Consider the following 15101-nt stretch of genomic DNA (forward strand, 5'->3'; position numbering starts at 1 on the left):
GCCTAGCCAGTACTACTGGCCTAGGCCTGCCCGCACAGCGTGCCGGGCTACGGGTTGTTAATAAATGCGGCGCGCTCGTAGTGTTTCCGTGTCTACTCCCTGCACCTCAAGCGTGTATCCTTGCCGTTGTGCATCCGTGAACTTGATCTGGTAGGTGTGTTTACCGGTTTCCGTCCAGGTGCCAGGGCGCTCTTCGCCAGCATCAGAGGGGCCTAGGCCATACTCAATGAAGCTGCCGTCCGTCTCCATTCGGAAAGCATCATAACGCCAACCGATGGTTTGAGAAGTAGTACGGAAGGTGAAAAAGCCATTCTGGTCTTGCTCAAACGAGTTATACCATTGCCGCCCGAATAGATTCTTGGGCGTAACCGTGTCTTCTTTACAGCTACTCACAATGAGTAGACAAGCACTTGCAAATAAGCTAGTAAGAATGCGCATGATATATAGTGAAGCAGGTGATATGAAAAAGGCCCCCTTGTTGAGGAGGCCTTTCGGGGTTAGAAACGTTGCAAGCACTACAGATCTTTGCGGCGCACCTTTAGAACGTCGTTCTCTAGCGAGACAATTTCCAGCAGGTAATCAGGGTCTTTCTTATCGTCGAGCGTGATGCGCAGGGTATGGTCGTTTTCAACGGTCCAGCGGCCTTTGCGGCCCTCAATACCATCGGTGGGGGCAATATCAAACTGCGTGAATAGCCCGTTGTGGTCGAAGGCAAAACCGGTACGGCCCCGGGAGGGAGGGAAGGCGTAGGTGTTGGGGCGGTACACGCTCACATCGGCCTGATCTTCCTCGTGGGCGTGCAGCCAGGTGCGCTCAAGCTGTTGCAGTTTCATGGTTGTATCGGCGCCGGGTTTGCAGGTGGCGGCCAGTAGCAGCACGCTCAGGCAGGCTAACATGGTGAACAAACGCATAGGAGAGGGCGGTTTGGGCAAGTGGCTAGTAGCAGACGGTAATGTCTTCTGCAGATAACGGTAAAAAGCCAATTGCGTTAGAAAGGGAAGTGCCATCAGGAGTGCAGGCAAAGGGGTAGTAGCTGCAAGTGGCTCCAACGAGCCGCCAATCTACAACTTTGCCCCGTACATTTGCCCCACCCTCATTTTTCCGCCCTCTTATCCTGCTCCCGTGGACAACCGCGCTCTTATCCGTGCCTTCCGTTTGGCCGCTCAGCTCCTGGAGCTGCACGACGAAAATCCGTTTAAAATCCGGGCCTACGAAGGCACCGCCAGTGCGCTGGAAGCCCTGAGCTTTCCGGTGTCGGATGTGGAGCGCACGGGCCTGCCCGACCGCACGGGCCTTAGCAAAACGGCCGCTGCCCGTGTAGCCGAAATGCTGGATACGGGAACATTTGAGGAGCTAACCCGGCTGCTGAGCATTACGCCTCCCGGGGTGGTGGAGCTGTTGCAGGTGAAAGGCATCGGGCCCAAGAAAATCCGGACGCTGTGGAAAGACCTGGGCGTGGAAAGCCCTGAGCAGCTTCGCGAGGCTGCCGAGAAAGATGAGGTCAGCAAGCTCAAGGGCTTCGGGAAAAAGACGCAGGAGACTATACTGGCCGCGCTGGAATTTTCCAGCCAAAGCCAAGGCAAGCTGCTGTACCCGCAGGCAGAAGAGTTGGCACAGGACCTAGCCAACCACCTGCGGGAAGCCCTGCAAACCGAGCAAGTGGCCGTGGCCGGTGAAGTGCGCCGCCGCCTTGAGGTAGTAGAAACCGTTACCCTGGTAGCCGCCACCACCCAGCCCGACGCCGCCCACGAGCTGCTGGATAAGATTCAGGGTATCACGCCCGACCCGCGCCGCAGTGGACCATTTGCCTGGCGCGGCACGGCCACTCCCTCCGGTGTGAAAGTAGAAGTCGTGCTGGTGTCGCCAGCCAATTTTACCAACCAACTATTCCTGCATTCTGCCGCCGAAGCCCATCTTTCGGAGACGCTGGCCGAGGCGGCGCCCAGTCGGCCCGCCACTTTACGCCAGCTGCTGAAGAAAGAACGGTTTGAGCAGGAAGCGGACATTTACCAGAAGGCAGGCCTACAGTACGTGGAGCCTGAGTTGCGGGAGGGCCTAGGCGAGCTGGCCCTGGCCCAAGCGCAAAAGCTGCCTCTTCTGCTCGAAAACAAAGATCTGCGGGGTTCCCTGCACAACCATAGTACGTACTCTGATGGTAGCCACAGCCTGCGAGAAATGGCCACTTTCCTGCGCGACCAGGGCTACGAGTATCTGGGTATCTGCGACCACTCGCAGGCGGCACACTACGCCAACGGCCTCACACCGGAGCGCGTGCGCCAGCAGCAGCGCGAGGTAGATGAGCTAAACCAAGAACTGGCCCCATTCCGGATTTTCAAGGGCATTGAGTCGGATATACTCAGTGACGGTTCCCTGGACTATACGCCCACCGTGCTCGAATCTTTCGACTTTGTGGTGGCCTCGGTGCACAGCAACCTGCGCATGGACGAGCGCAAAGCCACTACTCGGGTGCTGCGAGCCATTGAGAACCCCTATACCACCATGCTAGGCCACCCCACCGGCCGCTTGCTGCTGCGGCGCGAAGGCTACCCCCTCGACCATAAGGCCGTAATTGATGCCTGCGCCGAGCATAAGGTTATTATCGAGATAAACGCCAACCCCTGGCGCCTCGACTTGGATTGGCGCTGGGTGCGCTACGCCCTCGACAAAGGGGTAATGCTCAGCATCAACCCCGACGCCCACCACACCAACGGCTACGCCGATATGCGCTACGGGGTGTTTATGGGGCGCAAGGGTGGCCTAACCAAGGAAATGACCTTCAACACGAAGTCGGCGGCAGAAGCAGCGGAGTATTTCGCGCAACGCAAAGCCGCCATCAAGCCCCCTCTGGAATTTAAGGACTCGTTGTTTGGGTAGCCGGTAGTTGATTGGGACTGCTCACGTGTTCAGGAGCCATCATTCATGTTACTTCTGAGCAGGAGTTCAGTGGCAGGCCACCAGTCGCAAAGCATTATATGAAAATTCTCGTCCTGCGCTTTTCTTCCATTGGCGATATTGTTCTCACCACGCCGGTGCTCCGGGGCATAAAGCAGCAAGTGCCGGGGGCCGTAGTGCACGTGGCTACCAAGCCGGCGTACAGGGGCCTCATCGAGCCGAACCCCAACGTAGACAAAGGCCATTACCTGACGGGCAGCTTGCCGGAGTTGGTGGCCGAGCTGAAGGCCGAGCAGTTTGATTTCGTAGTTGACCTGCACAACAACCTGCGCACCTCGCTTATTAAGCTGCAACTAGGCGTGAAGTCTTCGAGCTTCGATAAGCTAAACCTGCGCAAGTGGCTGTTGGTGAACTGGAAAATCAACACCCTGCCCCGGCAGCACATCGTAGACCGTTATATGGCCGCGGCGGCGCCCTTGGGCGTGAAGCCAGATGGCCTAGGCCTAGACTATTTTATTCCGGCCAAGGATGAAGTGGATAGTAGCACGTTGCCGCCGGGCTTCCAGCGCGGGTACGTGGCCTTTGCCATTGGGGCGCAGCACGCCACCAAACGCTTGCCCGTTGAGCGCATAATTGAACTGTGCGGATTATTACGCCAGCCGGTGGTGCTATTAGGAGGCCCCGAAGACGAAAGCACCGGCCATATTATAGAACTAGCCTTCGATAAGGAAGTAGCGGTGTCGCCGCCAGAGCCGGGTCGCATTCCGGAAAGCCCCTATTATTTTCCGTCATCGGGGGCTAATGATACGCCGGCCCGAACGGTGATTTTCAATGCCTGCGGTAAGTTCTCGCTAAATCAATCTGCCTCTTTGGTGCGGCAGGCCCGCTTTGTAGTAAGCCATGATACTGGCCTGATGCACATTGCCGCGGCTTTCAGAAAGGAAATTTTCAGCGTGTGGGGCAATACAGTACCGGAGTTTGGCATGTACCCGTACCGCACCGAGTTTCGGGTGCTGGAGGTGAAGGGTCTGGGCTGCCGGCCGTGCTCTAAAATTGGCTACGAGAAATGCCCGCAGGGACATTTTCGCTGCATGCGCGACATTCGTTTCGACCTCGACCTGCCCCCCGCCCACGATGGACGATAGTCCAGGTTTCGCGTATAGCTCAACAGTAGGGGGTTGATTGATGGCGTAACCAGAGGAAAGCTGCTATCTTATCGGGGCCTTCAACCTAACCAGACAACACGAACGCGCCCATGTGGCCTATAGCGTAGCTATGCTTGAGAAAACCGAAAAAACAGTGGTAGTGCGAGTGGGTGCTGAGGCACTGCTGGCCGATGTGCAGGCCGGGGCACACACCTTCTTTATTGATGAGCCAGTGGCCGTGGGTGGCCTAGACCGAGGCCCTACGCCTTATGACATGCTACTATCGGCGCTGGGCTCTTGCACCGCTATTACGCTGCGCCTCTACGCCAATCAGAAGAAGTGGCCCCTCGAAGCCATTGAAGTGCGCCTGAGCCACGAGCGGGTGCACCGCCAAGACTGCGACAAGTGTGAGTCGGCGGGGGAAACGCTAGAGGAGGTGCGCAAAGAACTCCGTCTGCTGGGGCCGCTCACTGCTGAGCAGCTGCAGCGCCTGCACATCATTGCCGATAAATGCCCCGTGCAGAAGGCCCTGACTAGCGGCGCCTTCCGGGTGCTTACTACTGTGGTAACTGCTTAGCGTACCTCAACTTTAAAACTCGCATTTCACGTATGGCCCTCTGTTCACATCTGCAATCCATCGAAACCCTGCTGCCTGCCCCCACTGAGCACATCTGCCCCGAGTGCGTAGCTATAGGCGATACCTGGGTGCACCTGCGCGTATGCCAAACCTGCGGGCACGTTGGCTGCTGCGACTCCTCCAAAAACAAGCACGCCACCCAGCACTTCCGGGCAACGGAGCACCCCGTTGTTACCTCTGCCGAGCCCGGCGAGCAATGGGCATGGTGCTACAAAGACCAGCAACTAGCCGAATACTAGGCTGCCAAATAAGCCATCTTAGCTCGACAGCTAGAATACAAGCTGGCTCATTTGTCTAGGCCACTAAACGCAACACGCGCCCCCTACTCAGTAAGGGGCGCGTGTTGCGTTTAGTGGCCTAGGCTTGTGGCTTAGGCAATTTTATCAAACCCGCAATATGAGTGCAGCACCTGGGGCAACCGGATGCCTTCCGGCGTCTGGTTATTTTCGAGCAGAGCAGCCACAATGCGCGGCAGGGCCAAGGCTGAGCCGTTGAGCGTGTGTAAGAGCTGAGTTTTGCCGTTTTCAGCGCGATATCGCAACTTCAGGCGGTTGGCCTGATAGGTTTCAAAGTTCGAGCAGGACGATACTTCCAGCCAGCGGCCTTGGGCGGCACTCCACACTTCCAGGTCGTAGGTGAGGGCCGAGGTAAAGCCCATGTCGCCGCCGCAGAGGCGCAGCACACGGTAGGGCAACTCTAGCTTCTGCAGCAGGCCCTCAATGTGGCCTAGCATCTCTTCCAGCTGCTGGTAACTGTGGTCGGGGTGGGTAATCTGCACAATTTCCACCTTGTCGAACTGGTGCAGGCGGTTGAGGCCGCGTACATCGGCACCCCAGCTACCAGCCTCGCGGCGGAAGCACGGCGTGTAGCCGGCGTTGCGCACGGGCAGGCGCTCAGTACCCACAATCTCGTCGCGGTAGAGGTTCGTGATGGGCACCTCTGCCGTAGGGATGAGGTAGAGGTTGTCCTGCGCATCGTGGTACATCTGGCCCTCCTTATCAGGGAGCTGGCCCGTGCCGTAGCCGGAAGCCTCATTTACCAAGATAGGAGGTTGCACTTCGTCGTAACCTGCGTTGCGGGCTTCGTCAAGAAAGAAGTTGATGAGCGCGCGTTGCAGGCGGGCGCCTTGCTTCTTGTACACTGGGAAACCCGCGCCCGTAATTTTATTTCCTAGCTCGAAGTCGATGATATCATACTTCTTGATCAACTCCCAGTGGGGGAGGGCATCGGCGGGCAACTGGGGCTGCGGGCCCACCTCGCGCACTACCTCGTTGTCCTGAGCGCTGCGGCCTTCGGGTACACTGCTGTGGGGCAGGTTGGGTAGCTTGTACAGCGTCTGCTGCAGAGCCGATTCTACTTGGGCTAGCTCATCGGCGTGGGCTTTCGTTTGCTGCTTAAGCTCTGCGGTGCGCTGCTTTAGCGTTTCCGCCCCCGCTTTATCGCCAGACTTCATCAGTGTACCAATCTGGCGGGCCAGCTCATTGGCTTCTGCCTGCGCGGAATCGTGCTCCGTTTGCAGGTGGCGGCGGCGCTGGTCTAGCTCCAGAATAGCCTGTACATCGGCCTCAGCAGTCTTGTAATGCTTCTTGGCCAAGCCGGCCAGCACCGCATCAGTGTGCTCTTTCAATACGGAAACTTGCAGCATAATAGCAGAAAACGCGGATTTAGATACAGCAAAAGTAGGAAGATGATTAACAGATGTTGCAGAGTAATCAGATTAACCCGCATCTAGGCCAGTCGGTACGGTTGTCAGGAAGCAGAGGTTAATCTCTTGCGTAACCGGCTACAGTTGAGGTTGCGGAGTAGTTGTAATAAAAGGTTGTCTCGCACATCAGCTCAACCGTCTCCGAGAGAACTACAAAATGCCAGGGACAGATTGCCTTTTAGAACAACAGCTGATGACCAAGTACAAGGCAAGATGAACTTTCTCTCAAAACCAGGGCGTTAAGCAACTATAGCCCTGGCCTAGCACGGTAAGGCTGCTCCCGAATGACGTATTGCAGCGGCTATTCAATAGCTTCGCATTGCCTTAGTCTACCAGGATTCGTACAATTGCTGAGTACTGAAAAATTTGGGAGCTAAAATTACCGTATCCGATTTGGCAGTTCATCCGTATTAAGCTAACATTGCGTTAGCAAGCCGGCAGCTGATACCGGACCCGCAGTAAGTATATTTCCTCGCGTACGGTCCGTTTTGTCTTTAGCGCCACCCCGCTACTACCCCTCCGTATTCGTTCCCGAATCCTGTTGAATGCGCGCCGCACTGCGGTTGCCTTTGTGTCCGGAATGGCCTGTGCTGCCTCCCATTTGGCTTTGTGCCCCGCCTGATTTTTTCGCCCAGCTTCTTATATGTACACTATCGAAGAGTTGAAGGACCGTCTGCTGTCCGAGTTAAAGGAAATTGCAGAAGAGCTACGTGTCGGCAACTTCAAAAAACTCAGTAAGCAGGATCTTATCTATAAGATTCTAGATCAACAAGCTATAACGCCGCCAGACAAGATTCCTAAAAAAGTGAAATCAGCTGCTTCAAAAGCAGAGGCCGCCAGCTCCACCGAAGCACCCAGTGAGGAGGTTGCCGTTGCTGAGGCTCCCGCGCCGGCTCGTCCAGCCCGGGCTCCCCGGCCCACTCGTCCGGCCCGCCCCGCTGCCAAAGCCACCCGCCCGGCTCCTGAGCCCGCCGTTGCTGTTGCGGAAGCCCCCGCTGCAGAGGCTCCCGTAGCTGAGGCCCCTGAGGCTCCCGCCCCGGTTGCACCTGCGCCCGCTCCCGAAGCCGCCCCAGCCGATACGACGCCCGCCCCTGTTGCGGAAGCTCCAGCTCCTGCCGCTGCCCCCGAACCTGCCGCCGCCGAAAATGGCGCTGACCGTCCCATCAAGATTTATCAGCGCCCAGAACGCCGCCAGCGCACCGACCGGAATGGTCGGCCCATGCAGCAGCCGGCCGCTAACGGAGCGGCAGTAGCAACGGAGCAGGCTCAGCCTGAAGCTCCGGTAGCTGATGCCCAGCCCGCTGCAGTCCCTGCCGAGCAAGAAGTTGCGGCCGCGCCAGCAGTGCCCCAGGTGCTTCCCCGCGAGCTGCGTCCTATTGACCCTACGGCCCCCGCTCCCTTGCGCGACGGCCGCGAACAGCGCTTTACCCGTGATGGCCGGGAGCCCCGTGACTTCCGGGAGAACCGGCAGGACGTCAGCCAGAATGGTCGGGAGCCCCGCCAGGATGTTCGCGTCGATCAGCCTCGGGAATTCCGCAACGATGCCCCCCGGATTGTACGCGAAGGCGTTGTTCGCCCCGATAGCCGTGAAGGCCGGGAGCAGCGCCGGGAAGAGCGTTATGCTGCGCGTGAGCAACAACGCCAGCAGCGCCTAGCCGAGCGGCTGGAGCAACGCCAAGGGCAGGGCGTAGAGCAGCGCCAGAACGGCGAGGTTCGCCAAAACCAGGAGCAGCGTCCCGCCCGGCAGGAGCTTGATATCGTGATTCCGGGCGATGGTACGTTGGAGATGATGCCCGACGGTGGCTACGGCTTCCTGCGCAGCCCCTTCTACAACTACCTCGCTTCCCCCGACGATATTTACGTGTCGCCCCAGCAGGTGAAGCAGTTTGGCCTTAAAGCTGGCGATACGGTAAAGTGCACCATACGCCCACCCCGCGAAGGCGAGAAGTATTTTGCCTTGGTAGGAGTGGAGAGCATCAACGGTCGTTCTGTAGAGGAAGCCCGCGACCGGATTCCGTTCAACAACCTTACGCCGCTGTTTGCGGAAGAGCGCCTGAAGCTCACAACCAAATCGGCGCAGTACAGCACGCGCATTCTGGATTTGTTTGCTCCTATTGGTAAAGGACAACGCGGTCTGATTGTGGCTCAGCCTAAAACCGGTAAAACGGTGCTGCTGCAGGAAATTGCCAACGCTATTTCCGAAAACCACCCCGAGGTGTACCTGATGATTCTGCTCATCGATGAACGCCCCGAGGAAGTGACGGATATGGCTCGCTCAGTGAAGGCCGAGGTGCTCAGCTCTACCTTCGATGAAACTGCTGACCGCCACGTGAAGATTGCCACCATTGCCATGGAGAAGGCCAAGCGCCTCGTGGAGTGCGGACATGACGTGGTAATTCTGCTCGACTCTATCACGCGTCTAGCCCGGGCCTACAACACGGTGCAGCCCGCCTCCGGTAAGATTCTTTCGGGTGGTGTGGATGCCAACGCTCTGCACAAGCCGAAGCGCTTCTTTGGTGCGGCCCGTAACGTAGAGGATGGTGGTTCGTTGACCATCATTGCCACTGCCTTGATTGAGACCGGCTCGAAGATGGACGAGGTAATCTTTGAGGAATTCAAAGGTACCGGCAACATGGAACTGCAGCTAGACCGCAAATTGGCTAACAAGCGCATCTTCCCCGCCATTGACGTGCCGGCATCTGGTACCCGCCGCGAAGACTTGCTTATGAGCAAGGATGAGCTAAACCGCATCTGGGTGTTACGCAAGTTTATGTCGGACATGACGGCCTCTGAAGCCATGGAGTTCCTGAAAGACCGCATGAAAGGAACCCGCGACAATGAAGAGTTCCTGATGGCCATGAACGGCTAATCATACTAAGCCCTAGGCCACTAAAAAGCCCGCCCCCCATGTACATGGAGGCGGGCTTTTTAGTGGCCTAGGGCTTAGTGTTGAGTTATTGCTATTGCTTTACAAAGCGCTGTACATTGTGCTTGTCAGCGGAAATGAGCTCCAAGAAATACACGCCCATAGGCACGTGCTGTATATCAACAACTGAACCGCCGGCAGCTTGCCCAGTGGCCACATTCTGCCCGGTAGCTGTGTAAATGCGGTACTTCACTAAGCCACTTACCGCAGGTAGAGTAACCTGGCTGTTGGTCGGGTTAGGGTAGAAGGAGGCCTCAATTTTATCGGTGCCGGCAACTGCAGCTACAGAGGAATACGTTTCTGTTCCATCCGTGTCTACCTGACGGAGGCGATAATAAGTCGTGGTTGCAAGAGGCTTTCGATCAGTGAAATTATACGTAGTACCCGTAGCAGTAGTCCCTTGGCCGTTCACTCTACCAACGGTCGTAAAGTTCTTACTGTCAATGCTCCGCTGTACCTCGAAATAAGCATTGTTCTTTTCTGTAGCAGTAGCCCACTTAACAAATACATTTTGTGACTGGCGCAGGGCTGTAAAGCTGATCAAGTTAACCGGGAGAGGGTTGTTGCCAGGAGCTTGGCTGAGCTGGGTGCTAGCCAGTACGAAATCTCCTAAAGTATTAAATGGTTGGCTAGTGGTAATAGAGCCTGTCGCATACGGAGCAGCAGCAGCGGTGAAGGTAGTATTTCCAGTTAGGCCTACCCATGTAGTACCGACACTTTGGGCAACACGTAGAGCGTTAGCGTTGTCAACCTGATCGTCGGGACCGAACGTCAAGGTGATACGGCCGTTGTTGAATGTACCGCTTGTAGACGATAATGTGAAGTAGCGGATACGTGATACACGTTTGATGCTGCCATCAGTACTAGCAGGGAATGTGCGATTTACAGGTGCCCCTTCAAATTGCTGCGCGGTATAAGTGCCGGCAGTGGGCTGATTTGGCGAGAAAGTAAGAGGGCGATAAACAGGGGTTGTACCCCTGATAGCACCGATAGGATACACAATATTAGGCTGCCCGCTAGCAGTGGCGTTAGTAGAACGAGTTAGGGGGCCATTTACAAAGCTAGTACCGCTCCCACCGGTGAGCAAGGCATCAGAGTTAGTATTGACGTTAAAAGGTACCGTAATGGCATTGCTAATGGTGCCTGTAGAGAGTGTAGTTAAAATACCATTTGTTAGAGTTAAACCAGCAGGCACTGTTACAGCTTTGAGCATAGTAACTCCTGAAGCCGAAGTATTATTAATTACTAGTCGTGCGTTGCCTCCAAATGTTAAAGTACCCGAACCTGTCCCGGTCCCGATGCCGCCTACCAGCTGAAGTGCGGTTCCGTTAAGGGTAACATTGCTGGCGCTAGCAGGTATAAAGTTTAGCACACCTGCAGTCGGAGTAGCATTGCTATTAATAACAACGTTTCCCCCAATAGAGGTATTTAAAGAATTTAAATTTGCTGTTACCCCAGTTACTGTAAGGTCGTTAAGGATAACCATATTGCTGCCCGTGACTGTAACACCTGTTAACAGTTGCAGATTGCCATATTGTTGGGCCGTAGGCGAAAAGGTACTTGCACTAGGGGTACCAGAATAAATGTAGGTGCTACCACTGTTAAAAACAGTAACTGGGCTGGCGCCATTGCTGAATGCATATCCACCAGTTAATTGTTCAAAGGTAGAACCAGCATTAAAGACTACTGAACCAGCAGTAGTAGCAAGGTCTTGGTTTACATTGTTATTCCCGGTAGGAATAGATCCAGTCGTGCCAAATGGATAGCCAATTATGTTTCTTGCCGTAATAATGCCATTATTTTGAACTTGAATTGCCCCAGCTGTAGCTGCTAACAAACGTTGAGGCAAAGCAGAACCATTGGAATTTCCATTTAGGCTCACAGCTCCGCCTATAGTGCCAGTTGCACCAGCAGCAAGGGTTATAACGATGTAACGGTTTGTTGTAGCAGCTGTGGAACGCAGGGTTAGGGATGAGCCTGTAGGTATTACCAAATCATCATTAGCCAAGTTGCTAATCCTGATAATGCCTTCTCCATTACCATTAGATGGTGCGACAAGCTCTACGGCAGCATTGTTGATTAATCGTATCTGTCCAAAATCTTGGTTGCCAGCTACGGTTTGTACAACAGGGGTGGGAGTCTGCGCACCATCAAAAATTAGGATGTCGCTGGTCGTCGGTGCTTTGTTTACAGTACCAGCTGGCTGGTATGTATTAGGATCTACAACTATCCAGCTAGTAGCAGCTGTAATACTAGCCTCAAATCCTCCAACCCATTTAAGAGTTTCTCCGAAGGAGACTAACGGAGCACTTAGAAGGCAAGCAGCAAAAAGTCCTGTTTTTAGGGGTTGAGGCACTATTAGGTGTGTTAAGAAAGTAGAACGTATACGCATGAAATTGAGCGAAGAAAAGGGAGAGTTGGTCAGGAAGATATGAAACTAAGTCAGTAAATATGTACATATTCCCTTTCAATATTTAATAGGAATTATCTGGTTTTGGGATTTTTAAAAAACTATTGTTCAAATGTTTATAACGTAGCTCTAATTTGGGTTGTAAGTAAAATAATTAACCACAACTACTTAACCTCAAGCATACATATTGCATTTTGAAAAGCATGGTTGTTTATGGGAGGTACATCTAAGTTCTTTGCACGCTATGACTACAACACAAGACCTTCCCGAGCTACTTTATATATATGATGCTTATTGTGGCTGGTGCTATGGTATGAGCCCAGTTATACAGCGAGTAGCCCAAGAATATGCCGGTCGCATTACCATTGGTATACTTAGCGGCGGCATGATTACGCAGGAAGAGGTAGGCCCGATTGGGGACACGTGGGAGTACATTACAACCTCCTTACGCCAAGTAGAGCAGGTAACCGGAGTACAATTTGGAGAGGCCTACAAACAGCTAGGCCAGGCAGGAACCTACGTCCAGAATTCTGAACCGCCAGCCCGTGCCCTGCATGCGTTCCGGCAGCTTGACCCCGAAGGCAGAGCAGCGGCTTTCGCGCACGATGTGCAAATAGCCTTATTTGAGCGCGGCGAGGATCTGAATGCCGTGGCTACTTATGAAGTTTTTGTGCAGCCCTATGGAATCAAGGCCGATGAATTTAGGCGGGTGTATGAACAACCCGGAACTGCTACTGCAGTGCAACAGGAATTTGCGGCCGTTAGCCGAATTGGCGTGCAGGGCTTCCCCACGAGTATTCTGCGCGTAGGGTCGCAGGGGTATGTACTTAGTCGGGGTTATCAACCCTATGACGCATTTGCTCAAGGCCTAGAGCAGGCTCTGCAGCAAGCTGCAGAGGCCTAGCCACCTGGGCATTGGGTTTCTGGATTCTGTAAAAACGCAGAGGCCGTTACTGCACGCGGATTACCTGCTTGCGTAACGGGGACCAAGCAATTACCCGACGGTCTTCCTTCCCCACGAGGTAATGAAAGCCAAGGGCATCGGAACGCTGGTGCAGATCATCCCAGGCCGTGCGGTCAGCTAGGCCAGGTTGGTAGGTGGCACTAGCCGGTAAGGCTGGGCGCTGGAAGTTTTTTTCGGCAAAGAACTCATCCATGCGGCGGCGTACGTAAGCCTCGCGCTCCGCTTGCGTAGCGGTAGAATCCTTCATCTCATATACCAGAGCTGCTTCTAAATCGGGAGCGGTTAGCACTTCCCGAAAAATTACCTGACCGCCAGTGGTGGTAATGGTAAACGTGGCCTCGCTGCTAAGTAGGTTTGGGCCTCGTAGCGCCAGCGTGAAAACATCGGGGGTAGCGGGAGCCGAAAAGATGTGCCGCTTCCGTACCGTTTTCAACGTGTCAGACTGGGCATTGACTATGGCCGGCCGAGCCGTATCCATGGGCTCGGCGGTGGCTGGAGCAGTATCGGAGGACGAAACTGTGCTAGCTTGCTCAGAAGGTGACGAGCACGCTGCCACCAAGGGTAGCAAGCAAAGAAGAGTGCGCCGCATACAATACGTGATTTGGGAGCGTAGTAGAGAATAAGGCTTTCTACGCAGGAAAGTACGGTTCAGGTTGAGCTGGGTGCGGCAACAGGCCTAGAGCCATTGCCGGAGCAACATCAGGAGAAAGGCCGCGCTTAGACACACGGAGGAAACCTGATTCATGCGCATGGTCCGCTCGAAATTGGCCTGGGCTGGTGACATCCACACAGCCCGGGCCCAGCTTAGAAACAAAACCACCACGGGCCCCGTGGCCAGCAGAAAAATCAGCAGGTTAGGGAGCTCCTGCCGCCAGATGTAGGCCACTGCCAAAACGGCTGCCCCCGTGAGGAGGCCTAGCCCCGCAAACAGGAAAGTACCCCGGATGCCCAAACGTAAACTCAGGGTTTGGTCGCCGCGGCGGGCGTCTTCCTGGTGCTGATATACCTGAGTGAGGGGGTAAGAACCGCACAGAAACAAGCTGCTCACTAAGGCCAGTAAGAGGTTTTGCGGCGCCAATATTTCGGTGGAGCTGGCGTGCACGCCTACTTGGGTCATCAGGAATGTATAGGCTCCCTGAAACACCACTACCACCAGCGTACTGAGTAATGGGTACTTTTTTAGCCGAATCCCCTCAAAGCTGTAGGCCTTCGATACCAGCAGATAGCCCGCTACCAAAGCGCCAAACAACGGAGATAGAAGCACTCCCCCCACAATAGCCAGCGCATCAAACAACCAGACTAAGTGCAACAACTCCCTTGACACTTTAGGTGGGTGTTTTAGGCCGCCAATGCTTTCCTCATCCCGGTCGTAGTAGCTGTTGTAGCCATTGGAAGCGGGGTAGGCCAGTAGGTGCAACACCACAAACACCCCCGCAGCCCGCGCCAGGCTGAAGGGCTCCCGCAGGGCGCTCAAGCCAAACCAGAACACCGGCATCAGGTACACAGAAAATGGAATGCGCAGCAGAGGCAGCGCGCGACGATAGGCGGCAAGTGGCATGGGCAGACGGAGCCGTGGGGCAAAGGGCAGGAGCAGGTTCCGGAAGGGCGAACGGCGCAAGCTACGGCTTACGGCGTATTTTCTCGCGGAACTCCCACCAAGTACGTCACCTGCGGCCCCCACCAATGACGGACTTTTCCTGATTGCCAAGTGAAGGCGCCGGACGGGTCAGCGCGGCGTGCCAGGGCCAACAGCTGCTCCGGTGGGTACATGCGCAGAATCGAGACGCACCCATCCCAGATTGTAAACAACGGGATGAGCGGCACCAGATACGTAAAAAACAGCCGGCTCCACCGGAACGGCCGGATAAATGGTGTTATCAGTAGCTGGGCAATGGGCAGTACGGTGAGTGCTAACCCGATTTCGGCCCAGTGCTTGCCGGCTCCTTCAAACACGCCAATACCGGCGCGGTGGCGCACGGCATCGGCCAGAATAGCTTCGGCCGTGGGAGGGGCAAAATGATGAAAAGCCGAAAACACCGTCCGGAAGCCTACTAAACCGGCAGGCACAGCGGTGGCATCCACGGAGGTGGCTTCAAAGCTCAGGCCGGGCGTGCGCCGAGCCAACAGCTGCCAGGCCTCAGGCTGAGGATACAAATCAGTAAGGCAGATGCGAGCCGGTGGTAGGCCAGTGGTTTGCAAAGCCCGCAGCACGCCCTCAGTACCTCCGCCAGCCCCGGCCCCGAGTTCCACAATCTGTGGCTGGTGGGTGAGTTGTAAGGCGCGTTGCAGCAAGGGTACAATGGGTTGGTAGGTACCCAGCGCCGAAATCATGAAGCGTAGGTAGTCCATCATACCCGCCCGAATTACGCGCGGAAACCAAGGCAGATCTTCAAACTCAAATAGCTGGAGGCGAACTTTCACC

General features: G+C 55.3%; 13 protein-coding genes. 6 read left to right on the plus strand and 7 right to left on the minus strand.

The window, feature by feature from the left end; genetic code table 11:
- Window positions 1-57 precede the first annotated feature (57 nt).
- Window positions 58-438, minus strand: a complete 381-nt coding sequence (locus EU556_RS05430; protein ID WP_135431782.1) for a hypothetical protein — start codon at window positions 436-438, stop codon at window positions 58-60.
- Window positions 439-515: 77 nt separating this feature from the next.
- Complete coding sequence (locus EU556_RS05435; RefSeq protein ID WP_135431784.1) at window positions 516-911, minus strand: hypothetical protein; 396 nt, start codon at window positions 909-911, stop codon at window positions 516-518.
- A 211-nt stretch (window positions 912-1122) separates the two neighbouring features.
- Between EU556_RS05435 and EU556_RS05440 the strand changes: the two genes are divergently transcribed.
- The 4 genes from EU556_RS05440 (at window position 1123) to EU556_RS05455 (ending at window position 4913) form a co-directional block, all read left to right on the plus strand.
- Entirely contained in the window at window positions 1123-2874 is a 1752-nt protein-coding gene (locus EU556_RS05440) for a DNA polymerase/3'-5' exonuclease PolX (protein ID WP_135431786.1), read from the plus strand.
- A 98-nt stretch (window positions 2875-2972) separates the two neighbouring features.
- On the plus strand, window positions 2973-4037 hold the full coding sequence (locus EU556_RS05445; RefSeq protein ID WP_135431788.1) for a glycosyltransferase family 9 protein: 1065 nt from the start codon (window positions 2973-2975) through the stop codon (window positions 4035-4037).
- 130 nt (window positions 4038-4167) lie between these two features.
- Window positions 4168-4614 carry an OsmC family protein gene (locus EU556_RS05450; RefSeq protein ID WP_135431790.1) on the plus strand — a complete coding sequence of 149 codons (447 nt, stop codon included), beginning with the start codon at window positions 4168-4170 and terminating at the stop codon, window positions 4612-4614.
- Between the two features lie 32 nt (window positions 4615-4646).
- A complete protein-coding gene (locus tag EU556_RS05455; protein ID WP_135431792.1) occupies window positions 4647-4913 on the plus strand; it encodes a UBP-type zinc finger domain-containing protein in 267 nt (88 codons plus the stop codon).
- A gap of 131 nt (window positions 4914-5044) precedes the next feature.
- On the opposite strand, the gene serS is transcribed toward EU556_RS05455, so the two are convergent.
- Window positions 5045-6319, minus strand: coding sequence for a serine--tRNA ligase (gene serS, locus EU556_RS05460; RefSeq protein ID WP_135431794.1), 1275 nt, complete (start codon window positions 6317-6319; stop codon window positions 5045-5047).
- Window positions 6320-7022: 703 nt separating this feature from the next.
- Here serS and rho point away from each other — a divergent pair.
- Window positions 7023-9248, plus strand: a complete 2226-nt coding sequence (gene rho, locus EU556_RS05465; RefSeq protein ID WP_135431796.1) for a transcription termination factor Rho — start codon at window positions 7023-7025, stop codon at window positions 9246-9248.
- Between the two features lie 91 nt (window positions 9249-9339).
- Here the strand turns inward: rho and EU556_RS05470 are convergent, their stop codons facing one another.
- Window positions 9340-11661, minus strand: coding sequence for a beta strand repeat-containing protein (locus EU556_RS05470; protein WP_167855465.1), 2322 nt, complete (start codon window positions 11659-11661; stop codon window positions 9340-9342).
- A gap of 298 nt (window positions 11662-11959) precedes the next feature.
- On the opposite strand from EU556_RS05470, the gene EU556_RS05475 reads away from it, so the two are divergent.
- Complete coding sequence (locus EU556_RS05475) at window positions 11960-12619, plus strand: DsbA family protein (protein ID WP_135431800.1); 660 nt, start codon at window positions 11960-11962, stop codon at window positions 12617-12619.
- Between the two features lie 46 nt (window positions 12620-12665).
- On the opposite strand, the gene EU556_RS05480 is transcribed toward EU556_RS05475, so the two are convergent.
- The 3 genes from EU556_RS05480 to EU556_RS05490 form a co-directional block, all read right to left on the minus strand.
- Window positions 12666-13268, minus strand: coding sequence for a hypothetical protein (locus EU556_RS05480; protein ID WP_135431802.1), 603 nt, complete (start codon window positions 13266-13268; stop codon window positions 12666-12668).
- Between the two features lie 87 nt (window positions 13269-13355).
- Window positions 13356-14297 carry a UbiA family prenyltransferase gene (locus tag EU556_RS05485; protein WP_245327442.1) on the minus strand — a complete coding sequence of 314 codons (942 nt, stop codon included), beginning with the start codon at window positions 14295-14297 and terminating at the stop codon, window positions 13356-13358.
- A gap of 8 nt (window positions 14298-14305) precedes the next feature.
- Entirely contained in the window at window positions 14306-15100 is a 795-nt protein-coding gene (locus EU556_RS05490; RefSeq protein ID WP_135431804.1) for an NUDIX hydrolase, read from the minus strand.
- Window position 15101: the final 1 nt, after the last annotated feature.

It is taken from the genome of Hymenobacter fodinae, from assembly GCF_004745825.1.
In the GTDB taxonomy this organism is placed as follows: Bacteria; Bacteroidota; Bacteroidia; order Cytophagales; family Hymenobacteraceae; genus Hymenobacter; species Hymenobacter fodinae.

Bases quoted from the DNA above. Each gene is read 5' to 3' on its own strand.
- rho (WP_135431796.1), top strand. From the start codon at position 7,023: ATGTACACTATCGAAGAGTTGAAGGACCGTCTGCTGTCCGAGTTAAAG.
- serS (WP_135431794.1), bottom strand. From the start codon at position 6,319: ATGCTGCAAGTTTCCGTATTGAAAGAGCACACTGATGCGGTGCTGGCC.
- EU556_RS05450 (WP_135431790.1), top strand. From the start codon at position 4,168: ATGCTTGAGAAAACCGAAAAAACAGTGGTAGTGCGAGTGGGTGCTGAG.
- EU556_RS05445 (WP_135431788.1), top strand. From the start codon at position 2,973: ATGAAAATTCTCGTCCTGCGCTTTTCTTCCATTGGCGATATTGTTCTC.
- EU556_RS05475 (WP_135431800.1), top strand. From the start codon at position 11,960: ATGACTACAACACAAGACCTTCCCGAGCTACTTTATATATATGATGCT.
- EU556_RS05455 (WP_135431792.1), top strand. From the start codon at position 4,647: ATGGCCCTCTGTTCACATCTGCAATCCATCGAAACCCTGCTGCCTGCC.
- EU556_RS05435 (WP_135431784.1), bottom strand. From the start codon at position 911: ATGCGTTTGTTCACCATGTTAGCCTGCCTGAGCGTGCTGCTACTGGCC.
- EU556_RS05430 (WP_135431782.1), bottom strand. From the start codon at position 438: ATGCGCATTCTTACTAGCTTATTTGCAAGTGCTTGTCTACTCATTGTG.
- EU556_RS05480 (WP_135431802.1), bottom strand. From the start codon at position 13,268: ATGCGGCGCACTCTTCTTTGCTTGCTACCCTTGGTGGCAGCGTGCTCG.